19 protein-coding genes are annotated in these 22,420 nt (G+C 68.0%); 14 read left to right on the forward strand and 5 right to left on the reverse strand.

Annotated features, from left to right (window positions below; translation table 11 throughout):
• Positions 1 to 26 precede the first annotated feature (26 nt).
• Positions 27 to 269 carry a hypothetical protein gene (locus tag FOC67_RS21855; RefSeq protein ID WP_009313323.1) on the forward strand — a complete coding sequence of 81 codons (243 nt, stop codon included), beginning with the start codon at positions 27 to 29 and terminating at the stop codon, positions 267 to 269.
• A gap of 15 nt (positions 270 to 284) precedes the next feature.
• On the opposite strand, the gene hpaR is transcribed toward FOC67_RS21855, so the two are convergent.
• A complete protein-coding gene (hpaR, locus tag FOC67_RS21860) occupies positions 285 to 707 on the reverse strand; it encodes a homoprotocatechuate degradation operon regulator HpaR (protein WP_003093470.1) in 423 nt (140 codons plus the stop codon).
• Positions 708 to 792: 85 nt separating this feature from the next.
• Positions 793 to 2,001 (reverse strand): Bcr/CflA family multidrug efflux MFS transporter, encoded by a 1,209-nt coding sequence (locus FOC67_RS21865; protein WP_003093473.1) that lies wholly within the window; start codon positions 1,999 to 2,001, stop codon positions 793 to 795.
• 364 nt (positions 2,002 to 2,365) lie between these two features.
• Between FOC67_RS21865 and FOC67_RS21870 the strand changes: the two genes are divergently transcribed.
• Positions 2,366 to 3,622, forward strand: a complete 1,257-nt coding sequence (locus tag FOC67_RS21870; RefSeq protein WP_003093475.1) for an OprD family porin — start codon at positions 2,366 to 2,368, stop codon at positions 3,620 to 3,622.
• Between the two features lie 28 nt (positions 3,623 to 3,650).
• Here FOC67_RS21870 and tyrS read toward each other — a convergent pair whose 3' ends face one another.
• Positions 3,651 to 4,889, reverse strand: coding sequence for a tyrosine--tRNA ligase (gene tyrS / locus FOC67_RS21875; RefSeq protein ID WP_009313322.1), 1,239 nt, complete (start codon positions 4,887 to 4,889; stop codon positions 3,651 to 3,653).
• 758 nt (positions 4,890 to 5,647) lie between these two features.
• On the opposite strand from tyrS, the gene FOC67_RS21880 reads away from it, so the two are divergent.
• The 7 genes from FOC67_RS21880 to FOC67_RS21910 all read left to right on the forward strand — a co-directional run bounded on the left by FOC67_RS21880 (position 5,648) and on the right by FOC67_RS21910 (position 14,403).
• A complete protein-coding gene (locus FOC67_RS21880; RefSeq protein WP_003093477.1) occupies positions 5,648 to 5,947 on the forward strand; it encodes a hypothetical protein in 300 nt (99 codons plus the stop codon).
• A 131-nt stretch (positions 5,948 to 6,078) separates the two neighbouring features.
• Positions 6,079 to 7,872: a cholesterol oxidase substrate-binding domain-containing protein gene (locus FOC67_RS21885; protein ID WP_009313321.1), complete on the forward strand. Its 1,794-nt coding sequence runs from the start codon at positions 6,079 to 6,081 to the stop codon at positions 7,870 to 7,872.
• 308 nt (positions 7,873 to 8,180) lie between these two features.
• Positions 8,181 to 8,480 carry a hypothetical protein gene (locus tag FOC67_RS21890; RefSeq protein WP_003111247.1) on the forward strand — a complete coding sequence of 100 codons (300 nt, stop codon included), beginning with the start codon at positions 8,181 to 8,183 and terminating at the stop codon, positions 8,478 to 8,480.
• Positions 8,481 to 8,576: 96 nt separating this feature from the next.
• Positions 8,577 to 9,833 (forward strand): HlyD family secretion protein, encoded by a 1,257-nt coding sequence (locus tag FOC67_RS21895; RefSeq protein ID WP_003137547.1) that lies wholly within the window; start codon positions 8,577 to 8,579, stop codon positions 9,831 to 9,833.
• Between the two features lie 9 nt (positions 9,834 to 9,842).
• Positions 9,843 to 12,002, forward strand: a complete 2,160-nt coding sequence (locus tag FOC67_RS21900; RefSeq protein WP_003105688.1) for a peptidase domain-containing ABC transporter — start codon at positions 9,843 to 9,845, stop codon at positions 12,000 to 12,002.
• Entirely contained in the window at positions 12,002 to 13,417 is a 1,416-nt protein-coding gene (locus FOC67_RS21905) for a TolC family protein (protein ID WP_003158852.1), read from the forward strand. The genes FOC67_RS21900 and FOC67_RS21905 overlap by 1 nt, the downstream gene beginning before the upstream one ends.
• A 95-nt stretch (positions 13,418 to 13,512) precedes the next feature.
• A complete protein-coding gene (locus FOC67_RS21910) occupies positions 13,513 to 14,403 on the forward strand; it encodes a LysR family transcriptional regulator (RefSeq protein WP_009313318.1) in 891 nt (296 codons plus the stop codon).
• Here FOC67_RS21910 and FOC67_RS21915 read toward each other — a convergent pair.
• Both FOC67_RS21915 and FOC67_RS21920 read right to left on the reverse strand, forming a co-directional pair.
• Entirely contained in the window at positions 14,390 to 15,001 is a 612-nt protein-coding gene (locus FOC67_RS21915; protein ID WP_009313316.1) for a LysE family translocator, read from the reverse strand. The genes FOC67_RS21910 and FOC67_RS21915 overlap by 14 nt on opposite strands.
• Before the next feature lie 204 nt (positions 15,002 to 15,205).
• Positions 15,206 to 17,083: a sigma-54-dependent Fis family transcriptional regulator gene (locus tag FOC67_RS21920; RefSeq protein WP_009313314.1), complete on the reverse strand. Its 1,878-nt coding sequence runs from the start codon at positions 17,081 to 17,083 to the stop codon at positions 15,206 to 15,208.
• 331 nt (positions 17,084 to 17,414) lie between these two features.
• On the opposite strand from FOC67_RS21920, the gene FOC67_RS21925 reads away from it, so the two are divergent.
• Genes FOC67_RS21925 through FOC67_RS21945 form a run of 5 tightly spaced genes read left to right on the forward strand, consistent with a single transcriptional unit; the run spans position 17,415 to position 22,410 of the window.
• A complete protein-coding gene (locus tag FOC67_RS21925) occupies positions 17,415 to 18,215 on the forward strand; it encodes an SDR family NAD(P)-dependent oxidoreductase (protein WP_003111355.1) in 801 nt (266 codons plus the stop codon).
• The gene (locus tag FOC67_RS21930) at positions 18,212 to 19,252 is read left to right on the forward strand and encodes an ATP-NAD kinase family protein (RefSeq protein ID WP_003112999.1); all 1,041 of its coding nucleotides are present in this window, start codon (positions 18,212 to 18,214) and stop codon (positions 19,250 to 19,252) included. The genes FOC67_RS21925 and FOC67_RS21930 overlap by 4 nt, the downstream gene beginning before the upstream one ends.
• A gap of 22 nt (positions 19,253 to 19,274) precedes the next feature.
• Entirely contained in the window at positions 19,275 to 20,249 is a 975-nt protein-coding gene (locus FOC67_RS21935) for a thiamine pyrophosphate-dependent dehydrogenase E1 component subunit alpha (protein WP_009313309.1), read from the forward strand.
• Between the two features lie 32 nt (positions 20,250 to 20,281).
• A complete protein-coding gene (locus tag FOC67_RS21940; protein ID WP_009313307.1) occupies positions 20,282 to 21,301 on the forward strand; it encodes an alpha-ketoacid dehydrogenase subunit beta in 1,020 nt (339 codons plus the stop codon).
• Positions 21,298 to 22,410, forward strand: coding sequence for an acetoin dehydrogenase dihydrolipoyllysine-residue acetyltransferase subunit (locus tag FOC67_RS21945; RefSeq protein ID WP_003093511.1), 1,113 nt, complete (start codon positions 21,298 to 21,300; stop codon positions 22,408 to 22,410). The genes FOC67_RS21940 and FOC67_RS21945 overlap by 4 nt, the downstream gene beginning before the upstream one ends.
• Positions 22,411 to 22,420: the final 10 nt, after the last annotated feature.

Raw genomic sequence — 22,420 nt, forward strand, 5'->3', positions numbered from 1 at the left:
CTCGACAGCCGACGAGGAGAATCATCATGGAATTCAGCCGGAGCGAGATCCTGCTGGAGCTGCTGGCGGTCGCCGTGCTGTTCTTCGGCGTGCATTGGAGCCTGCGCCACGCCAAGACCCTGGACCAGGCGAGCATGCTGCCGTTCGCCGACGACGAGGAGGTGGCCCGCCGGGTCGAGCGGGAAACCGGCAGGAGCCGCACCGGCTGCGGCTGTCCCGGTCGCTGCCAGGGCGACTGCCGGCACTGGGACAAGAATTGGCCGGCATGACGCCGGCCAGTCGCTTCAGGGCTTTATCTTCTTCAGCTCGTTGAGCAGTTCCAGCAACTGCGCGAGCTTTTCCTCGCCGAACCGCTCCTGGATGCGCTGGTAGTTCTTCTCCATGTCGCCGCTCATGGAGACGAAGCACTGCTGGCCCTTCTCCGTCAGGTTCACGTAGACCCGCCGCTGGTCCTTGGGCGCCTTCCAGCGCCGGACGATGCCGTCGCGCTCCAGGCGCGCCAGCACGCCGGTCATGCTCGGGCGCAGGATGCAGGCCTGGTTGGCCAACTGGTAGCTCTCCATCTCGCCCTGCTGGCGCAGGATGCGGATCACCCGCCACTGCTGCTCGGTGAGGCCGTGCTGGTTGAGGGAGGGACGGAAGAAACTCATCGCGGCTTCGCGAGCCTGCAACAGGGTCAGGGTCAGGGAGGGTCTTGGCGTTGACATAGGGTCCGAGCTTGGATGACTGGTTTCGAAAGTGCAGAAGAGTAGCGGAAAAAACACAGGCTGCATGCGGGTATGCAGAAGGAAATCAACGGTTTCCGCCGTGCAGGGCCAAGCCCAGCGCGAGCAGGCTGCCGACGCCGCAGACGGCCATCACCAGCGCCATCGGCAGCACGCCGGGCAACGCCAGCCAGCCGACCGCCAGGCTGGCCAGGCAGCCGAGGCCGAACTGCCCGGACACCGCCACCGCCGAAGCCGCCCCGGCCTGTCCGGGATACAACGCCAGCAGGCTGGCGATGCAGTTGGCGCCGAGCAGGCCGGTGACGCTGACGAAGCACAGCAGCCCGGGCACCAGCGCCCACAACCCGCCCCGCTCGCCGAGCGCCGCATAGCCGAGGAGGAACAGCCCGGACACGCAGGCCAGCAGGCTGCCGGCCCGCAGCAGCGGCCGCGGACCGTGGCGGCGCACCAGGCGCGCGCTGCACCAGGTGGCGAGCATCACGCCGAGGATGTTCAGGCCGAAGAACCAGCCGAAGCGCTCCGCGCGCACGCCGAAATGCTCGATGAACACGAAGGGCGCGGCGCTGATGTAGGCGAACATCCCGGCGAACGCCAGCCCCATGCACAGCACGTAGCCCAGCGCGCGACGGTCGCCGAGCAGCCGCCCATAGGCGAGAAAGGCCTGGGCCAGGCTGCCGCCGCGGCGCTCCGGCGGGTGGCTTTCGGCGACCCGCCAGACCGCCAGCAGGCAGAGCCCGGCGAACAGCGCCAGGACCACGAACAACGCGCGCCAGCCGGCCCAGAGCATCAGGTAGCCGCCGAGCAGCGGCGCGGCCAGCGGTGCCAGCATGGTCACCATATGCATCAATGCCAGCATCCGGGCGGCCTCGCCCAACGGATAGAGGTCGCGCACCATGGCCCGCGCCAGCACCGACGCGGCGCCGCCGCCGAGGGCCTGGAGCACCCTCAGCAGGACCAGTTGCCCCGCGCTGTCGGCCAGCGCGCAGGCCAGGCTGCTGAACAGGTACAAGGCAATACCGGCCAGCAGCACCGGGCGCCGGCCGAAACGGTCGGACAAGGGGCCGTAGAACAGCATGCCGACGCAGAAGCCGACCAGGAAGCCGCTGATGCTCCGCTGCACCTGGGCATCGCTGGCGCCGAGATCGGCGGCGATCGCCGGCAGGCTCGGCAAATACATGTCGATCGACAGCGGGCCGAACGCCACCAGCGCCGACAACAGCAGCAACAGGCGTCGTTCGCCGCTTCCGAGCTGAATCCTCGATGCACTCGCAGGCACGTTCGCCCTCCTCTTCTTCGCCTTTCGGTCCAGACGACACCGCCGTGCACGCGGATGCAAGTTCGCCGTCCGGGAAATCCCCACGACGCGACCTCGTTCACCCTGGCAGCGCGCGGGCCTGGCTCCTTTCGCGGGCCGACAACGTTAACAGATTAACAAAATGCGCAGAAGGCGAAAGATTCCAGGTCGGTTTCGCTCTCCAGCGCCGTACCCTCCATGATCGGCAAGCATGGAAAGGGACAGAAGCTAGCGAAGCTTCCAGGAGGATCGCCAACACTTCATTAACAAGTTAACAATATGCTAAAACTCACCGTGCAATCGGCGTCACCCATACCTACAAGAACAACAACCAAGGGAAGAATCGATGATCACGGCATGCCCCCGCCCGTGCGCCTGGCGCAGCTATGCGCTTGGCCTCGGCCTCCTGCCCCTCGCCGCGCAAGCGGAATTCCTCGCGGACAGCAGCGCCCACCTCGACCTCCGCAACTTCTACCAGTTGCGCGACTACCGCCAGCACGATGCGCCCCAATCGCAGGCCGGCAACTGGTCGCAGGGCTTCGTCCTGCGCCTGCAATCCGGTTTCACCGACGGCCCGCTCGGCTTCGGCCTGGATGCTACCGGGCTGCTCGGCGTCAAGCTCGACTCGGGACGCGGGCGTAGCAACGATGGCACGCTGCCGTTCGGAGCGAATTCGAAGGAGCCGGTGGACGACTACAGTCACCTCGGCCTGACCGCCAAGCTGCGCTATTCGCAGACCCAGCTACAGGTCGGCATCCTCATGCCGCAACTGCCGGTGGCGTTCCGCGACGACGTGCGCCTGTTGCCGCAGACCTTCGACGGCGCGCTGCTGACCTCCAGCGAGATCGAGGGTCTCACCCTCACCGCGGGGCAATTGTGGAAGTCGCGCACCCGCGAGTCGGCCGGCAGCGACGACATGTACATCATGGGCCGCGACAAGGCCCACGCCAGCGACGAGTTCAATCTCGCCGGCGCGACCTACGCCTTCACCCCTCGGCTCAGCGCCAGCTATTACTACGGCCAGCTCAAGGACATCTACCAGCAGCACTATCTCGGCCTGCTGCACACCCTGCCGCTGGGCGAAGGGCTGTCGCTGCGCAGCGACCTACGCTACTTCGACAGCGGCGAAGACGGCGCGGCGATCTCCGGGCCGGTGGACAATCGCAACCTCAACGCCATGCTCACCCTGCGCGCCGGCGCCCACGCCTTCGGCATCGGTGTCCAGAAGATGATCGGCAACGACGCCTTTCCGGTGCTCAACGGCTACACCACGCCCTACGTGGCCAACCTCATGGCCTACCAGACCTTCACCCGACCGCAGGAGAAATCCTGGCAACTGCGCTACGACTACGACTTCGCCGGCCTCGGCCTGCCCGGCCTGAACCTCATGACCCGCTATGTACAGGGCCGCGACATCGACCGCGGCGCCGGCCGCGCCGACGACAGCGAATGGGAGCGCAACACCGACCTGTCCTACGTGATCCAGAGCGGACCGCTGAAGAGCGTCGCCTTGAAATGGCGCAACATCACCTACCGCAGCCGCTACGGTGCGGACCTGGACGAGAACCGCTTCATCGTCAATTACACGCTGAAGCTCTGGTGAAGCGCGGCCCCTTGGGGCCGCAGGCACCTCAATCCTCGAGTCGCAGTTGCAAATGCTGCTTCTTGCCCAGGCTCAGGCGCAGCCCGTCGACCTCGCCCGCCAGCGGCGCGTCCGGATCGCTGACCGGCGTGCCGTCCAGGCGCAGGCCGCCGCCGGCGGCGAGGCGGCGGACCGCGCTGCGGGAGGGCTGGATCGCGTGTTCCAGCAGCAGGTCGGTCAGCGACAGTCCCTGCGCCAGGCGCGCGCGGGATAGCTTCATCACCGGCAGGCCGCTATCCCGCGTACCGTCGGCGAACACCCCGCGCGCGGCATCGGCGGCGGATCGCGCGGCGTGCTCGCCGTGCGCCAGGGCGGTGGCGGCATTGGCCAGGACCACCTTCGCTTCGTTCAGCTCGGCGCCCTGCAAGGCGCCCAGGCGGCGCACCTCATCCATCGGCAGTTCGCTGAACAGGGCGAGGAAGCGACCGACGTCGCGATCGTCGCAGTTGCGCCAGAACTGCCAGAAGTCGAACGGCGCCAGGCGCTCGGCGTTGAGCCATACCGCACCCTGCGCCGACTTGCCCATCTTGCGCCCGTCGCTGGTGGCCAGCAGCGGCATGGTCAGGCCGAACAGTTGGGCGCCGCCCTGGCGTCGCGACAGCTCCACGCCGTTGATGATGTTCGCCCACTGGTCGGCGCCGCCGAGTTGCAGGGTGCAGCCGCGCCGGCGCGACAGTTCGACGAAGTCGTAGGCCTGCAGCAGGGTGTAGCCGAACTCGAGGAACGACAGCGAATGCTCGCGGTCCAGGCGCTGCCTGATGGCGTCGAAGGTCAGCAAGCGGTTGATCGAGAAGTGCCGGCCGACCCGGTCGAGGAACTCCAGGTAGCCGACGCCGTCCAGCCATTCGGCGTTGTTCACCAGGCTGTCGTCGTGCAGTTCGACGTAGCGCGAGAAGACCCGGGCGATGCCGTCGATGTTGGCCTGGATCTGCGTCTCGGTGAGGATCGGCCGGCTCGAATCGCGGAAGCTCGGATCGCCGATCCGGGTGGTCGCGCCACCGATCAGCAGCAACGGACGGTGCCCGGCCTTCTGTAGCCAGCGCATCAGCATCAGGCCCTGCAGGTGCCCGACGTGCAGGCTGTCGGCGGTGGCGTCAAAGCCCAGGTAGGCGGTTGCCGGACCGGCGGCCAGGTGCGCGGCGAGGCCGTCGCGGTCGGTGCACTGGTGGACGAAGCCACGCTCTTCGAGCAGGGCGATCAGGTCTTGCTGATGGGTCGGGACGGACACGGGTATCTCCTTTGGCACGGTGGATGCCCGAGGAGACAGGTTGGGAGGGAGTTCACCGGACCGCCGCCTCGGGCGGTTCGGGAATGCAGCGACGCATCTACCGCCTCAATGAGGGAGCAGATAGGCGTAATAGCGCTTGAAGGTCAGGGCTGCACGATTCATGCGCGGCACTCTACGCGCCTGTGCCGGGCTGTCAAGGCTGGAAAGCGCCTCGACACGAGCCGAGGCACTTCCTCGCAACAGAAGCGCAGCCTGGGAAAGTTTACCCGCCAGTTATCCGCACAAATTTATGACGCCGGTTTCTCTACTTTGAAAAACAACGCCCGACCGGACGTGTACTTCAATAACTCGACCGGAAGAAACCTATCAGCAAGGCAGTTGAATTTTTTCCGAAAGCAATAATTCGATACTTTTCTGGATTGGCGCATCATCTCGTAAAAATAGCGAACCGCTTCCCTGCACCCACGAATATCAATGGATCAGCAATATCCAGATGCTTATCGCGGCATTCGAAAAAACATCGACCAGTTCCACTGACAAAATATCGGCGTCATTTGCCTAACATGGATATTCCAAGTTCACCCTATCAACTTCCCAGATTGACACTCTCGCCGGCAGATCAGTAATTTTCAGCGACCAGCCGGCAAAGTACTTTTCCAGAGCGGCTGGCAACCGATAGTCACTCTATCTTCGCAAACCGATGTTTATGCGAGAGGGCCGGCTATCGCTCAAAACTTGATTGATGAAGGAATAGCGCCATGCAACTCGCCACACTTCAGGAACTGAGCTTCGATGAAATCGACCAGGTATCGGGCGCCGGACTCTTCAGCTTCGTCGGCGATGCCATCGTCGATGTGGTCAAGGTGTCCAACGACCTGCTCAACACGTCGGTCATCTCTTCGGTCGGCAAGGTGTTCAACGCCGTCGGCCTGACCCCCATCCATCAACTGGCCGACACCCTCGGCTACGGCGTGTTCAAGGGCGTCGCCGCGGTCGGCGGCCTGCTCGGCGGCGACACCAGCCGCATCGATTACCACTACGACACCGAGTGGACCTGATCCCAGGACCTCGGCCCGCTCCCGTCGCGGAGCGGGCCTCCCCCGTCGCCGGAGACCCGGACGCCCCCGGCGGCGACCTAGGACCCGGCAACCGGGAAGGGGCGACCAGCGCCCCGATCAGGAGAACCGCCATGCACGACCTCATCCAGCACGCCGACGCCTTCGTCGGCGATCCCGACCAGGAATCCGGCGGCCTGTCGCGCCGCAGCTTCCTCGGCAAGAGTGCCACGCTCGGCGCGGTCGGCCTGGTGGCCGGCTGGACCCCGGCCTTCGTCATCCAGCCCGCCGAAGCCGCCGCCAGCAGCTGTCCGGCGCCGGCAGGCTTTCCGGCCGGCCTCGAACTTTATCGGCGGGCGTTCCGCAACTGGTCGGGGGAAATCGCCGCCGACGACCTCTGGAGCTGCGCCCCGCGCACCAACGAAGAGGTTCTCGCGGTGGTCAACTGGGCCTGGCAGAACGGCTTCAAGGTGCGCCCGCGCGGCATGGGCCACAACTGGTCCCCGCTGCTGCTGAAAGGCGGCGAGAACTGCGAGAGCCGCATCGTGCTGGTGGAAACCAGCCGTTACCTGACCCGCGTACGGATCGACGCCCAGGGCGAGTTCGGCCTGTTCAGCGCGCAGACCGGCGTCACCATGGAAGCCCTGTTGAAACAGCTGGAGCGGGTCAAGCTCGGCTTCGTCGCCACGCCGGCGCCGGGCGACCTGACCCTCGGCGGTGTGCTCGCCATCGACGGCCACGGCACCGGCATCCCGGCGCAGGGCGAAAGCCGCCTGCCGGGGCAGAGCTACGGCTCCCTGAGCAACAGCATCGTGGCGTTGACCGCGGTGGTCTGGGACGGCGCCGCCGGACAATACGTGCTGAAGACCTTCCGCCGCGACGATCCGGCCTGCGCGCCGTTCCTCGTCCACCTCGGACGCGCCTTCATCGTCGAGGCGACCCTCCAGGCCGGGGTCAACAAGCGCATGCGCTGCCAGAGCTACGTGAACATCCCGGCGAGCGAGATGTTCGCCGCGGCCGGCAGCGGCGGAAGGACCTTCGACAGCTTCCTGCAAAAGAGCGGACGCGCCGAGGCCATCTGGTTCCCCTTCACCGACAAGCCCTGGCTGAAGGTCTGGACGCCGACCCCGCGCTGCCCGTTCGGCGCCCGCGCGGTCAACGGCCCGTTCAACTACCCCTTCTCCGACAACATTCCCAAGGCGCTGTCCGACCTGCTGGCGGCGATCAACACCGGCCACCCGGAACTCACCCCGCTGCTCGGCAAGCTGCAGTACGACCTGGTAGTGGGCGGCATGGCGCTGACCCTGGGCTACGACCTGTGGGGCTGGAGCAAGGACCTGCTGCTGTACATCAAGCCCAGCACCCTGCGCGTGACCGCCAACGGCTACGCGGTGCTGACCCGGCGTCGCGACGTGCAGCGGGTGATCAACGAGTTCTACCTGCAGTACCAGACGATGGTCGCCGCCTACCGCGCCAACGGCCACTACCCCATGAACGGCCCGGTGGAGATTCGCGTCAGCGGGCTCGACCAGCCCGGCGAGTCGATCGTTCCCGGCGCCCAGGTGCCCAGCCTGTCGGCGATCCGTCCGCGCCCCGACCAGCCGGAGTGGGACACGGCGATCTGGCTGGACATCCTCAGCCTGCCCGGCACTCCGCAGGCCAACGCCTTCTACCACGAGTTCGAGGCCTGGCTGTTCGACCACTTCAGCGGCGACTACGCCTCGCTGCGGGTGGAGTGGAGCAAGGGCTGGGGCTACAGCCCCACCGCCGCCTGGGCCGAGCCGACGGTGGTCGACCAGTTGGTGGCGCAGTCGCTACGCCAGGGCCTGGTCGCAGACAACGATTGGGACGCCGCGGCGCGCCAGTTGAACGAAGCCGATCCGCATCGGCTGTTCAGCTCGCCGCTGCTCGACCGGCTGATGCCATGAAATGCCGCTATGCGAGGCCGTACTGACTCGGACGAAGAGCGGTTCGCCGGAGCCGATATGAATGAGCCCTCGATACGGCGTTGACTTGTTCAACAGGTCTTATCGAGGTGTCGCACGAACCGGCCTTAATCATTCGCAAAGTTTACCCGGAGTGGCAAACCTTCATCCGCCGAATATTGAAACTCATTGTCAAACGAACTATCGAGCCCATGAAAAACCGCTAATCCTGGCAGTTCATCCCACTCTTTCGGATTAGTACCATCGAATGGCTTTCCAGACTCACGGGAAGCCTAAAGGAGATATATGAAATGAAAGAACTCAATGACATTGAAGTCACCTGCGTTTCGGGTGGAACTCTTTCCGGCATGATCGTAGGCGCCGTCGACGGCGCCGCGACGGGCATGGCAATCGGCGGGAAATGGGGCGGTGCCGGCGGCTTCGGCTTCGGCGCACTTTCCCAGTTGGTCGGCCTGGTCGTGCCAACCGCGATGGGCGCTATTGCCGGGGGCACGGTCGGTCTCTTCACCAATGCAGAGACGGCTGTCGGTTACTTGGGCCAATACCGGGAAAACTTCGGTCCCGGTGATGTAGGCCGCACCACCATCTAATTAGAAAAGTCGCACTCCGGCACTTCATGCGTTTGAACTTTCGCAAGGGTGTCGGAGTGTCATGCAAGTATTATTCGAATCCAGGATCCAGCCACCATGTTTCGCCAGGAAGCCCTCGACGCCCAGCATGCCGGCGCCCTGGGCGAGATCGTGCTGATCCGCCCGGTCTCCTTCACTTTTCTCACCCTGCTGGCCGCGGCGATGGCGCTGCTGGTGGTGGGCTTCTTCCTGTTCGGCAGCTACACCAAGCGCAGCACCGTCAGCGGCCAATTGGTTCCCGCCAGCGGCCAGGTCAAGGTGCACGCGCCGCAGGCCGGCATCGTGCTGCGCAAGTTCGTCCAGGAAGGCCAGGCGGTACGACGTGGCGAGCGCCTGATGGTGCTTTCCAGCGAACGCTACGGCAGCGATGCCGGCCCGGTGCAGGCCGGTATCAGCAGGCGCCTGGAACAACGCCGCGACTCCCTGCGCGACGAACTGGAAAAGCTTCGCCGCCTGCAAGACGACGAGCGCGACAGCCTGACCAGCAAGGTCGCCAGCCTGCAGCGCGAACTGACCACCCTCGCCGCCCAAACCGACAGCCAGCAACGCCTGCTGGCGCTGGCCAGCGACGCCGCCGCGCGCTACCAGGGGCTGATGGACAAGGGCTACATCTCCATGGACCAGTTGCAGCAGCGCCAGGCCGAGCTGCTCGGCCAGCGCCAGACCCTGCAAGGCCTGGAGCGCGAACGCACGTCGCTGCGGCAGCAGTTGACCGAGCGCCGCAACGAACTCGCCGGGCTTTCCGCGCGCCAGGCCAACCAGCTCGCTGAAACCCGCCGCCAGCTCAGCGCGGTGGAGCAGGACCTGGCCGAAAGCGAAGCCAAGCGCACCTTGCTGGTCACCGCGCCGGAGAGCGGCATCGCCACCGCCGTGCTCGCCGAAGCCGGGCAGACCGTCGACAGCTCGCGTCCGCTGCTGAGCATCGTTCCCGCCGACACCCCGTTGCAGGCCGAACTCTACGCGCCGAGCAAGTCCATCGGTTTCATCCGGCCGGGCGACGCGGTGCTGATCCGCTACCAGGCCTATCCGTACCAGAAGTTCGGCCAGTACCACGGCAAGGTGCAGTCGATCTCCCGCGCCAGCGTCTCCTATGCCGAGCTTTCCAGCATGGTCGGCGGCGTACCGGGGCTCGGCCAGGATGGCGAGCAGCTGTACCGGCTGCGGGTAACCCTCGACGACCAGGCGGTGACCGCCTACGGCCAGCCGCGTCCGCTGCAGAGCGGCATGCTGCTGGACGCCGACATCCTCCAGGACACCCGGCGCCTCTACGAATGGGTGCTTGAACCGCTCTACAGCCTGACCGGCAAACTCTAGGAACGACCCATGGCCTTTCTCGACGCTCTCGCCCTGCGCCTGGGCCGCCGCCTGCCGCTGGTGCTGCAGACCGAAGCCACCGAATGCGGCCTGGCCTGCCTGGCGATGATCGCCGGCTACCACGGCCACCATACCGGCCTGATGGAACTGCGCCGGCGCTTCTCCGTATCGCTCAAGGGCATCTCCCTCAAGCAACTGATCCAGACCGCCCACCGCCTCGGCCTGGGCACCCGCGCGGTGAAGCTCGACCTCGGCGACCTCGGCAAGCTCAAGCTGCCCTGCGTGCTGCACTGGAACTTCAACCACTTCGTCGTGCTCAAGGCGGTCGACGGGCGCGGCGCGGTGCTCCACGACCCCGCCCACGGCCAGCGCCGGCTGGGCCTGGAGGAAGTCTCGCGGAGCTTCACCGGGGTAGCCCTGGAACTCTGGCCGGAGAGCGGCTTCGAGAAACAGGAGGCGCCGCCGCGGATCAAGCTGCTGGGCATGCTCGGCAAGGTCACCGGGCTGTACCGCTCGCTGGCCCAGGTGCTGCTGCTCGCCGGCGCGCTGGAAGTGTTCTCGCTGATCAGTCCGTTCTTCCTGCAATGGACCATCGACAACGTCATCGTCAGCGAAGACCGTGACCTGCTCAGCACCCTAGCCATCGGCTTCGGCCTGTTGCTGCTGATGCAGCAGGCGGTCAGCGGGGTGCGCGCCTGGGTGATGATGCACATGAGCACCCTGCTCGGCGTGCAGTGGCAGGCCAACGTCTTCAGTCACCTGCTGCGGCTGCCCGCGCAGTATTTCGAGAAGCGCCACCTGGGCGACGTGGTGTCGCGCTTCGGCGCGGTGAACAGCATCCAGCAGACCCTCACCGCGGCCTTCCTCTCGGCGGTGCTGGACGGCCTGATGACCGTCGCCACCCTCGGCATGATGCTGCTCTACAGTCCGCCACTGGCGGCCATCGCCATCGCCGCCATGAGCCTCTACGCCCTCGGCCGCTGGATCTGGTACCGGCCGTTGCGCAACGCCACCGAGGAGCAGATCGTCCACGCCGCGCGCCAGCAGAGCCACTTCCTCGAGACGGTGCGCGGCATCCGCCCGCTGAAGCTGTTCCAGCGCCAGGACGAGCGCCGCTCGGTATGGCTCGGCCTGCTGGTGGAACAGATCAACGCCGGCCTGCGTACGCAGAAGCTGCAACTGTTCTACCAGCAGCTCAACGGCCTGCTGTTCGGCGTGGAGAACCTGCTGGTGATCTGGCTCGGCGCGACCATGGTGATGGACGGCCAGTTCAGCGTCGGCATCCTGATGGCCTTCAACGCCTACAAGTCGCAGTTCGACAGCCGCGTCGGCAGCCTGATCGACAAGTTCTTCGAGCTGCGCATGCTCCAGTTGCAGGGCGAGCGCCTGGCCGACATCGTGCTCCAGGCCCCGGAGGTCAGCCACGGCGACATCCTCCCGGAGAACCTCCGCGAGCGCGAGGCGAGCATCGAGATCCAGGGCCTGCGCTACCGCTACGCGGAACAGGAGCCCTGGGTCCTCGACGGCCTCGACCTGCGCATCGCCGGCGGCGAGTCGGTGGCCATCGTCGGCCCCTCGGGCTGCGGCAAGAGCACCCTGTTCAACGTCCTGCTGGGCATCCTCCCGCCAGTGGAGGGACAGATCCGCATGGCCGGCCTGGACCTTGCGCAACTGGGCCTGGACGGCCTGCGCGAACTGGTCGGCACGGTGCTGCAGGACGACGTGCTGTTCGCCGGTTCGCTCAGCGACAACATCAGTTTCTTCGACCCGCAGCCGGACATGCCCTGGCTGCTGCAGTGCGCGCAGATGGCTGCCATCCACGATGACATCCAGGCCATGCCGATGGGCTACAACACCCTGGTCGGCGACATGGGCACGGTGCTCTCCGGCGGCCAGAAGCAGCGGGTAATGCTGGCCCGGGCGCTGTACAAGAAGCCGCGCATCCTGTTCCTCGACGAAGCCACCAGCCACCTCGACGTACACTGCGAACAGCGGGTCAACGCCGCCATTCGCGCGCTGCGCATCACCCGCATCATGGTCGCCCATCGGCCCGAGACCATCGCCTCGGCGGACCGCGTGATAGTCCTCGGCCAGGGCAAGGTAAGCCTCGACGAAAGCACCGCGCGCCTGGCCGAACGCCAGGCCGCCGCGGCGCGGGAGCAGGCCTGATGCGTGCCCTCGCCGGCCTGTTGTGCGGCCTGCTCGGCCTGGTTCCCGGCGCCGCCGCCTACGAGCCGGACGTGTTCGGCACCGCCGGCCAGGTCGCCGGCCAGGCGGTCTACGACCTCGGCGGCAGCGGTTTGCCCTGCCGCGGCGGGCCGCCACCGACCGAGCTGAGCCTGGAGGAAGCCATCGAGCGGATCCTCTGCCACGACCCGCAGACCCGCCTCGCCTGGGCCAATGCCAAGGCCCAGGCGGCCCAGGTCGGGATCGGCAAGTCCGCCTACCTGCCGCGCCTGGACGGCCGTCTCGACGCCAGTCGCGGCTACAGCGACATGGATTATCGCGATGCCCCCTACCTCTCCGGCGACGGCCATCGCCACCGGCGTGGCGCCAGCCTCCAATTGAGCTGGGTGCTGTTCGACTTCGGCCGCCGCAGCGCCGCCCTGCGCAACGCCCAGCAGTTGCTGCTGGCGGCCAACGCCAGCCAGGACGCGACCCTGCAGAACACCTTCGCCCTCGCCGCCCAGGCCTACTACGACGCCCTCGCCGCCCAGCGCAGCCTGGCCGCCTCGCGGCAGGTCGCGGCGCTGGCGGCGCAGAACCTGGAAGCCGCCGACGCCAAGTACCGGGCCGGCGCCGCCGCCCTTTCCGATCGCCTGCAGGCGCAGACCGCGCTGTCCCAGGCGAGCCTCGCCCAGGTCCGCGACGAAGGCGCCCTGAGCAACGCCCTCGGCGTCATCGCCCTGCGCATGGGCCTGGCGCCGGATACCCCGCTGCGCCTCTCCGGCGAGCTGGAGGCGCAACCCGACACCGGCTTCGTCAAGGCCATCGACGAGATGCTCGCCGAAGCCCGCCGCGAGCATCCGGCACTGCTCGCCGCCCAGGCGCGGCTGAAGGCTGCCGCCGCCTCGGTGGAGGAAAGCCGCGCCGCCGGCCGGCCGAGCCTGGCGCTGAGCGCCAACCTGGCACGCAGCCACAGCGACCAGGCGATGGCGTTCAACGGTGACACCCGCGAACGCGACCGCAGCATCGGCCTGCAACTGAACATCCCGTTGTTCGAAGGCTTCGAACGCACCTACCAGGTCCGCAACGCCCTGGCCCGCCGCGAGGCCAGCGAAGCGGAGCTGGCCGACACCGAGCAGCAGGTTTCGCTGGAGGTGTGGAGCAACTACCAGTCGCTCAGCGTCGAGACCCGCAGCCTGGCGCGCACTCGCGAACTGGTCGAACAGTCGCGGCAAAGCCTGGAGGTGGTGCAGGGCCGCTACCGCTCAGGGGTCGGCAGCATGATCGAGCTGCTCAACGCCCTGACCGCCTACGCCAGCGCCGAGGACCAGCACATCCGCGCCCTCGGCAACTGGCAGACCTCGCGCCTGCGACTGGCGGCGAGCCTCGGTCGCCTGGGCTTCTGGAGCCTGCGCTGAAAAGCCCGGAAAGCGCCGCTGCCCTCTACCTCTCGCGCTTGTCCGGCTGGCCGCCATCGCGCAGGATGCACCCAGCCCCCGCGACGAGAGACCGCATGATCGACGACATCCGCTACCTGATCGTATTCGCCAAGATCGCCGAGACCGGCTCCGTCTCCGGCGGCGCCGAGGCGCTGGGCCTGAGCGCCGCGACCGCCAGCCTGCACCTGTCCAGGCTGGAACGGAACCTGGGCCGTGCGCTGCTCTACCGCAACAGCCGCAAGCTGTCGCTGACCCAGGACGGCACGCAGTTGCTGGACACCGCCCGCTCCATGCTGGAACTCTACGAGAAGGGCTTCATCGAGTTCCGCCAGCGCGCCGTCTCGACCCGCAACAGCCTGCGCATCTCGATGCCCGCGGTGTTCGTCAACGGCGACTTCACCCGTCACCTGGCAGCCTTCATCGAGGAGCATCCCGACCTCGACCTCGGCATCGCCTGCGACGACAGCCGCCACGACATCATCGGCGACGGCATCGACATCGCCTTCCGCATCGGCGACCTGCCGGACAGCTCGCTGAAGGCCCGTCACCTGTTCCTGCTGCCGCGCCAGGTAGTGGCGGCGCCGGCATTCCTGGCCCGGCACGCGCCGCTGGAACACCCGCGCGACCTGCAGCGGCTGGAATGGATCGGGCTCGGCATGCGCCCCGACAGCCGGCTATTCCGTCATGCGCGGGACGACGAGGAGGTACGCGTCGACTACACCCCGCGGGTGCGCGTCGACAGCGTCGAAGCCTCCTGCCGCCTGGCCCGCCTCGGCGTCGGCCTGGCCGCGCCGCCGACCTACCTGAGCGACGAGCCGATCCGCCGCGGCGAGTTGCGCGCGGTGCTGCCGGAATGGCGCCTGGAGCCGTTGAAGGTGTATGCGGTGTGGCCGCCCAACGTACCCGCCAGCAGCATCGCCTATACCCTCATCAATCGCCTCTACGACGCCTTCAACCCGAGCTAGCGGCGAGTTGCAGGTAGAGCATGTAGCCGGCGGTCAGCACCAGGGTGCCGCCCATCGCCCGATTGAACAGGCGCACCCGCCGGGGGCTGTCGAGCAGCAGCGCCACGCGGTCACCGAGCAGTGCCCAGGCGGCCAGCGAGAGGTAGCAGACCACCAGGTAGATGGCCATGAAGACCAGCAGCGGCGCGTGCGTGCTCGGGCTGGCGAACAAGGCCACGCCAGAAGCGCAGGCGATCCAGGCCTTGGGATTGAGCCATTGCAGGAGCACGCCCTGGAAGAACCCGGGGACCCCGTTTTCCTCAAGGGCCAGGCGTGGATCCGCGGTGGCGATGCGGTAGCCGACATGGGCGATGAACGCCGCGCCGGCCATCCCCAGGTAATCGAAGAAGCGCGGGTAGGCCTCGATCGTGCGGACGAACCAGAAGCCGACGAAGGCCAGCAGCAGGACGAAGCCGAGGGTGGCGCCGGTGACGAACGGCAGGGTCCGGCGGAAACCATGGTTGGCGCCGGAAGCGACGATGGTCAGGTTCACCGGACCGGGGGAAATCGACAGGCTCAGGGAGAACGCGCCCATGGCGAGCAGCAGGGCTAGCGGCATGGGTCGAACTCCCCGGTCGGGTTGCGGGCTGGCTGGTGCGGGGCGGGCATGGGTTTCCTCCGTAGGCTCCTGGCGGGGCGCGACCGAACGGGTTGCGCCGCTGCCCGGAACGCTACAGGGAAAGCCCCCGTGCATTAACGGGGCAAGGCTCAAGGCTGGTTTTGATTTTCCGCGCTTGACGACTGCGCCGGGCGCCGGCGCACCTCAGTCGTCCGCCTGGCCCGGCATGCGGATGCCATGCCGGCGCACCCGCCGATACAGGGTCGCTCGCGAGATACCCAGTTCCCGCGCCGCGGCCATGGGTTTCCAGCGATGCCGCACGAGGGCGTCGAGCAGGGCGTCGCGCTCCGGACCGCCGCCGCTCTCGCACGCACTGGCCGGTGTCCGGCCTTCGCCACGCAGCTCTGCCGGAAGGTCGGCGAGTTGCAGGGTGGCGCCGCCGCACAGCGCGCAGGCGTAGCGCAACACATGCCGCAACTGGCGGACATTGCCCGGCCAGCGATAGCCGAGCAGGCATTCCAGGGCTGCCTCGCCGAGTTCGATGCGTACGCCGCAGTGCGCGGTTTCCTCGTCGAGGATGCGCCGGATCAGCGCCAGCCGGTCGCTGCGTTCGCGTAGCGGCGGCAGTTCGAAGCGGGCGCCGCCGAGGCGGAAGTAGAGATCCTCGCGGAAGCCGCCGGCCGCCACCAGCGCCGCCAGGTCGCGGTGGGTGGCGCAGATCACCTGGATATCCACAGCCTGCCGGCGCGCAGCCCCCAGCGGCGCCACCTCGCCCTCGGCCAGCACGCGCAGCAGGCGGGTCTGCAGGCCCAGCGGCATGTCACCGATCTCGTCGAGGAACAGGGTACCGCCATCGGCCTGCTGCAGCAGGCCGCGCATCCCTTTCGCCGCCGCGCCGGTAAAGGCTCCGCCAACGTAGCCGAACAGCTCGCTCTCGATCAGGCTTTCGGGAATCGCCGCGCAGTTGAGCGCGACGAAGGGTTTGTCGCGACGGGCGCTGGCCTGGTGCAACTGGCGGGCGAAAACCTCCTTGCCGGCGCCGGTCTCGCCCTGGATCAGCACCGGCAGGTTGCGGTCCTTGACCCGCACCGCCAGGCGCAGGCTTTCGGCGATGCGCGGGTCGAGCGCAGCGTCGTCGGGCACCTCGCGCTCCAGCCGCCGCGCCTTGGCCCGCGGCGCGCTGAGACGCACGTGCAGCTCGCCGGCCTGGCCGCGCAGCAGGCACGGCGCCTGGTCGGCGGCGGCGTGCAGGACGTCGAGGTCGAACACCTCGCCGATGTGGCTCGGCACCTGCCCCAGGCGCTGCCGCAGGTAGTGCCGCGCCGCCGGGTTCAACGCCAGCAGGCGCCCATCGGCGTCCCAGGCGAACAGGTAGTCCGGCTGGCTGTCGACGTAGCCCGGCGCACGGTGCGCGCGCAGCACCCAATGGCCCTGGGCGCTGTGCATGAAGAAGGCGTTCTCGATCTCCCGCGCGCTCTGCGCCACCATCTGCCGGATCAGATGCTGGCTACGGCGGTCGTCCGGCGATTGCACGGCGGAAACGTCGAGCACACCGAGCAACTCGCCCTGCGGATCGAAGACCGGCGCCGCGGAACAGGTCAGGTCGATGAAGGCGGCGCGGAAGTGATCGCGCTTGTGCACCGTCACCGCAGTCCTGTCGGTGAGTACGGCGGCCACCCCGCAGGTGCCCTCCTCGCCTTCCGACCAGCAGGTGCCGAGGTACAGCCCGGCCTTGCGGCAGTCGTTGCGGATGGTCGACTCGACACGGTAGTCGATGGTCCGCCCCTGGGCATCGGTGAGCAGTACGCAGTAGTCGGCATCGCGCACCCGTCCATGCAGTCGCGCCACCTCTTCGCTGGCGATGCGCAGGAACAGTTCGGAACGCTCGCGACATTCGTCGAGGAGGGTCTGCGAGAGAATCCGCGGCCCTTGCAGGGACCCCGGGTCGAGACGGTGCTGCTCCATGGAGCGGCGCCAGGAGTCGAGGATCGGCGTCGGCACCGGCGCCTGCGGCAGGCGCGCGGCGTTCCTCAGGACACGGCTGACACAGTCCACATGGTCCTTCGAGTGTGCGGAAAGCATGGGGCCTCCGTTGCTCGGCATCTTGTTGTTGTGCCGCCCATTAAGCGCCCATCGGCGACCCTCGACAAGCGCCGGGCCGCCACAGCCGACGACTGAGACGGAGCGTCTCAGCGTCTCGCCGGGAACCCGTGCGCGATGACATGGGTTGTCTCGCCGGACGTCGCCCCGGCGGTCGCCGGCCTTCCCATGCCGGCGCTCTACGACGGGCCTTCCGGCCGCCACGCCGCAACCTGGCATCGGCCTTGCTCCAGCCACGGCGACGGCAGGGCGGACTGTCCGCTCCTCCCAACGCCCTGCCGCATACACCTACAAGAACAATCAGAGGTGAAGCATGCACGCTACGTCGTCCGACGATTTCTCCCTGTCTTCCCGGGTCGCGCTGGTGACCGGCGCCGGACTCGGCATCGGCCGGGGCATCGCCCTCGCCCTGGCGCGCGCCGGCGCCGACGTGGCGGTGGCCGACCTCGATCCGCAGGTCGCCGAGGAAACCGCCGCCGCGATCCGCAGCCTCGGTCGCCGCAGCCTGGCCCTTGGGGTCGACGTCAGCGACGGCGACAGCGTCCGGGCGATGGTCGAGCGGGTCGCCACGGAGTTCGGCCGGCTCGACGTGGCGGTGAACAATGCCGGGGTGATCAGCATCCGCAAGGTCGCCGAACTCAGCCTCGCCGACTGGGACCGGGTGATGAACGTCAACGCCCGCGGCGTGTTCCTCTGCTGCCAGGCCGAACTGCCGCTGATGCAGGCGCAGCGCTGGGGGCGGATCGTCAACCTGTCATCGATCGCCGGCAAGGTCGGTCTCCCAGACCTCGCCCACTACTGTGCCTCGAAGTTTGCCGTGATCGGTTTCAGCAATGCCCTGGCCAAGGAGGTCGCGCGCGACGGGGTGACGGTCAACGCGCTCTGCCCGGGAATCGTCGGCACCGGAATGTGGCGCGGCGAGGACGGCTTGTCGGGCCGCTGGCGGCAGGCCGGCGAAAGCGAGGCGCAGTCCTGGGAACGCCACCAGGCCAGCCTGCTGCCCCAGGGCGAGGCGCAGACCGTCGAAGACATGGGCCAGCTCGTCGTCTACCTGGCCTGCGCGCCGCACGTCACCGGCCAGGCCATCGCCGTCGACGGCGGATTCTCGCTATGACCCCGCCCTCGCCGATCGTCGGCATCATCGCCAACCCGGCCTCCGGTCGCGACCTGCGTCGCCTCACCGCCCATGCCGGGCTGCACTCCAGCACCGACAAGGCATCGGTGGTGCAACGCCTGCTCGCCGCCTTCGGCGCCACCGGCATCCGCCATGCGTTGCTGCCGCCGGACATGACCGGCATCGCCGCCGCCGTGCTCCGGGCCAGCCAGACCCGCCAGGCCCGCGACGGCCACTGGCCGTTCCTGGAGTTCCTCGACATGCCGCTGCGCCAGAGCGTCGAGGATACCCGCCTGGCGGCGCGGCGCATGGTCGAGCGCGGCGTGGCGCTGATCGCCGTGCTCGGCGGCGACGGCACGCACAAGGCAGTGGCCGCCGAGGTCGGCGACGTCCCCCTGCTGGCGCTGTCCACCGGGACCAACAACGCCTTCCCGGAGCTGCGCGAAGCCACCGGCGCGGGGCTCGCCGGCGGCCTCTGCGCCAGCAACCGGGTGCCGCCGGAGATCGGCCTGCGACGCAACAAGCGCCTGCTGGTGCGCGAGCCGCGCCGCGGGCTCTGCGAGTGGGCGCTGGTGGACGTCGCGGTGTCGCCGCAGCCGTTCATCGGCGCCCGCGCCATCAGTCGCGCCGAAGACCTCGCCGAAGTCTTCGTCAGCTTCGCCGAACCCCACGCCATCGGCCTTTCGGCGCTTTGCGGACTGTGGTCGCCGGTGAGCCGCGAGGAGCCCCACGGCGCCTGGATGCGCCTGCATCCGGACGCCCGCGAGAGCCTGCTGGTGCCGCTGGCGCCGGGCCTGCTGGTGGGCTGCGGGGTCTCTGCCGCCGGCTACCTGCAACCCGGCGTGGCCCACGCGCCGAGCCTGTCCAGCGGGACCCTGGCGCTGGACGGAGAGCGCGAGATCGAATTCAGCGCCACCGACCGCCCGAGCATCACCCTCGACCCTTCCGGCCCGTTCAGCGTCGATGTGCCGGCCACCCTCGCCTACGCCGCCCGCCATCGCCTGCTGGCCGGCCAGCGAACCCCGATGACCCCGTGAAGACAACCTGGAGAACAACAAGATGTCCACTCTGAGCACCGACCAACTGCTCCATGCCTACCGCGTGATGCGCACCATCCGCGCCTTCGAGGAACGCCTGCACGTCGAGTTCGCCACGGGCGAGATACCCGGCTTCGTCCACCTCTACGCCGGCGAGGAAGCCTCCGCCGCCGGCGTGATGGCGCACCTGCGCGACGACGACTGCATCGCCTCCACCCATCGCGGCCACGGCCACTGCATCGCCAAGGGCGTAGACGTGCACGGCATGATGGCGGAGATCTATGGCAAGAAGACCGGGGTCTGCCAGGGCAAGGGCGGCTCCATGCATATCGCCGACCTGGAGAAAGGCATGCTCGGCGCCAACGGAGTCGTCGGCGCCGGCGCGCCGCTGGCCGCCGGCGCCGCGCTGGCGGCCAAGCTGAAAGGCAGCGATGCGGTGGCGGTGGCCTTCTTCGGCGATGGCGGCTCCAACGAAGGCGCGGTGTTCGAGGCGATGAACCTGGCCGCGGTGTGGAACCTGCCGTGCCTGTTCGTCGCCGAGAACAACGGCTATGCCGAGGCCACCGCGGCCAACTGGTCGGTGGCCTGCGACCACATCGCCGACCGCGCCGCCGGTTTCGGCATGCCCGGGGTGACCGTCGACGGCTTCGACTTCTTCGCCGTCCACGAGGCTGCCGGCGCCGCCATCGAGCGCGCCCGCGCCGGCGAGGGGCCGTCGCTGATCGAAGTCAAGCTGACCCGCTACTACGGACACTTCGAGGGCGACGCACAGACCTACCGCGATCCCGACGAAGTAAAGCACTACCGGGAAACCCGCGACTGCCTCAAGCAGTTCCGCGAACGCACCTGCCACGCCGGCCTGCTCTCCGCCAGCGACCTGGACGCCATCGACGCCGAGGTCGAGGCGCGCATCGAGGATGCCGTGCAGCGCGCGAAGAACGATCCCAAGCCGGAGCCGGACGACCTGCTGCGCGACGTCTACGTGTCCTATCCCTGAGCCGCCCGAAAACAAGAACGAGGAGAACCATCATGGCGAGAAAGATCAGCTACCAGCAGGCCATCAACGAGGCGCTGGCCCAGGAAATGCGCCGCGACCCGAGCGTCTTCATCATGGGCGAAGACAATGCCGGCGGCGCCGGCGCGCCCGGCGAGGACGACGCCTGGGGCGGCGTGCTGGGGGCCACCAAGGGCCTCTACCACCAGTTCCCCGGCCGCGTGCTGGATACCCCGTTGTCAGAGATCGGCTATGTCGGCGCCGCGGTCGGCGCCGCCACCCGCGGCATGCGCCCGGTGTGCGAACTGATGTTCGTCGACTTCGCCGGTTGCTGCCTGGACCAGATCCTCAACCAGGCCGCCAAGTTCCGCTACATGTTCGGCGGCAAGGCGGTCACCCCGCTGGTGATCCGTACCATGGTCGGCGCCGGCCTGCGCGCCGCCGCCCAACATTCGCAGATGCTCACTTCGCTATGGACCCACATCCCCGGCCTCAAGGTGGTCTGCCCGTCGTCGCCCTACGACGCCAAGGGCCTGCTGGTCCAGGCGATCCGCGACAACGACCCGGTGATCTTCTGCGAGCACAAGCTGCTCTATTCGATGCAGGGCGAGGTACCCGAGGAGCTGTACAGCGTACCCTTCGGCGAGGCGAACTTCCTCCGCGACGGCGACGACGTCACCCTGGTGACCTACGGCCGCATGGTCCACCTGGCGCTGGACGCCGCCGCCAGCCTGGCGCGCCAGGGCATCTCCTGCGAAGTACTGGACCTGCGCAGCACCAGCCCGCTGGACGAGGACAGCATTCTCGAAAGCGTGGAAAAGACCGGCCGCCTGGTGGTGGTCGACGAAGCCAACCCACGCTGCTCGATGGCCACCGACATCGCCGCGCTGGTCGCCGAACGGGCCTTCTCCGCGCTGCGCGCGCCGATCCGCCGGGTCACCGCGCCCCATACGCCGGTGCCTTTCTCCGACGCCCTGGAAGACCTCTACATCCCCGACGCGGCGAAGATCGAGGCAGCCGTGCGCCAGGCCCTGGAAGGGAGGGACGCGGCATGAGCCGGATCCATACACTGACCATGCCCAAGTGGGGCCTGTCGATGACCGAGGGTCGGGTGGACGCCTGGCTCAAGGAAGAGGGCGCGCATATCGAGAAAGGCGACGAGGTGCTCGACGTGGAGACCGACAAGATCTCCAGCAGCGTCGAGGCGCCCTTCTCGGGCGTGCTGCGGCGCAAGGTGGCGCGCGAGGACGAGACCCTGGCGGTCGGCGCGCTGCTCGGCGTGGTGGTCGAGGGCGAGGCGAGCGACGAGGAGATCGACGCACTGGTGCAACGCTTCCAGGCCGAATTCGTACCCGCCGACGAGGACGCTGGGGATAGCGGACCGGCACCGCGGAAAGTCGAGCTGGACGGGCGCCTCCTGCGCTATTTCGACCGCGGCGAGGGCGATCCGGCGCTACTGCTGATCCACGGTTTCGGTGGCGACCTGAACAACTGGTTGTTCAACCACGAGGCGCTGGCCGCCGAGCGGCGGGTGATCGCTCTAGACCTGCCGGGCCACGGCGAGTCCGGCAAGGCCCTGGTGCGCGGCGACCTCGATGAACTCAGCGGCAGCGTGCTGGCCCTGCTCGACCACCTCGACCTGGAACAGGTACACCTGGCCGGTCACTCCATGGGGGGAGCGGTGGCGCTGAACTGCGCGCGCCTGGCGCCGCAGCGGGTGCTGTCGCTGAGCCTGATCGGCAGCGCCGGCCTCGGCGAGGAGATCAACGGCGACTACCTGCGCGGCTTCGTCGAGGCGGCCAACCGCAACGCGTTGAAGCCGCAACTGGTGCAGTTGTTCTCCGACCCCGCGCTGGTCACCCGACAGATGCTCGAGGACATGCTCCGCTACAAGCGCCTGGAAGGCGTCGATGCGGCCCTGCGCCAGTTGCTGGACAACCTGTTCGCCGACGGTCGCCAGCGCAACGACCTGCGTGCCGTGGCGAGCGAGGGCCGCCAGCCGGTCCTGGCGATCTGGGGCAGCGATGACGCGATCATCCCGGCGCGGCATGCCGAGGGCCTGCCAGCCCAGGTGGAGATCATTCCCGGACAGGCGCACATGGTGCAGATGGAAGCCGCCGAGCAGGTCAACCGCCTGCTGCTCGACTTCCTCCGCCAGCATTGAGGAGACGACC

It is taken from the genome of Pseudomonas sp. FDAARGOS_761, from assembly GCF_013343155.1.
Lineage (GTDB): Bacteria > Pseudomonadota > Gammaproteobacteria > Pseudomonadales > Pseudomonadaceae > Pseudomonas > Pseudomonas aeruginosa.

Bases quoted from the DNA above. Each gene is read 5' to 3' on its own strand.
- FOC67_RS21905 (WP_003158852.1), top strand. From the start codon at position 12,002: ATGCGTGCCCTCGCCGGCCTGTTGTGCGGCCTGCTCGGCCTGGTTCCC.
- FOC67_RS21855 (WP_009313323.1), top strand. From the start codon at position 27: ATGGAATTCAGCCGGAGCGAGATCCTGCTGGAGCTGCTGGCGGTCGCC.
- FOC67_RS21895 (WP_003137547.1), top strand. From the start codon at position 8,577: ATGTTTCGCCAGGAAGCCCTCGACGCCCAGCATGCCGGCGCCCTGGGC.
- FOC67_RS21935 (WP_009313309.1), top strand. From the start codon at position 19,275: ATGTCCACTCTGAGCACCGACCAACTGCTCCATGCCTACCGCGTGATG.
- FOC67_RS21900 (WP_003105688.1), top strand. From the start codon at position 9,843: ATGGCCTTTCTCGACGCTCTCGCCCTGCGCCTGGGCCGCCGCCTGCCG.
- FOC67_RS21910 (WP_009313318.1), top strand. From the start codon at position 13,513: ATGATCGACGACATCCGCTACCTGATCGTATTCGCCAAGATCGCCGAG.
- FOC67_RS21940 (WP_009313307.1), top strand. From the start codon at position 20,282: ATGGCGAGAAAGATCAGCTACCAGCAGGCCATCAACGAGGCGCTGGCC.
- FOC67_RS21880 (WP_003093477.1), top strand. From the start codon at position 5,648: ATGCAACTCGCCACACTTCAGGAACTGAGCTTCGATGAAATCGACCAG.
- FOC67_RS21945 (WP_003093511.1), top strand. From the start codon at position 21,298: ATGAGCCGGATCCATACACTGACCATGCCCAAGTGGGGCCTGTCGATG.
- FOC67_RS21920 (WP_009313314.1), bottom strand. From the start codon at position 17,083: ATGCTTTCCGCACACTCGAAGGACCATGTGGACTGTGTCAGCCGTGTC.
- FOC67_RS21915 (WP_009313316.1), bottom strand. From the start codon at position 15,001: ATGCCGCTAGCCCTGCTGCTCGCCATGGGCGCGTTCTCCCTGAGCCTG.
- hpaR (WP_003093470.1), bottom strand. From the start codon at position 707: ATGTCAACGCCAAGACCCTCCCTGACCCTGACCCTGTTGCAGGCTCGC.
- FOC67_RS21870 (WP_003093475.1), top strand. From the start codon at position 2,366: ATGATCACGGCATGCCCCCGCCCGTGCGCCTGGCGCAGCTATGCGCTT.
- FOC67_RS21890 (WP_003111247.1), top strand. From the start codon at position 8,181: ATGAAAGAACTCAATGACATTGAAGTCACCTGCGTTTCGGGTGGAACT.
- FOC67_RS21925 (WP_003111355.1), top strand. From the start codon at position 17,415: ATGCACGCTACGTCGTCCGACGATTTCTCCCTGTCTTCCCGGGTCGCG.
- FOC67_RS21885 (WP_009313321.1), top strand. From the start codon at position 6,079: ATGCACGACCTCATCCAGCACGCCGACGCCTTCGTCGGCGATCCCGAC.
- FOC67_RS21930 (WP_003112999.1), top strand. From the start codon at position 18,212: ATGACCCCGCCCTCGCCGATCGTCGGCATCATCGCCAACCCGGCCTCC.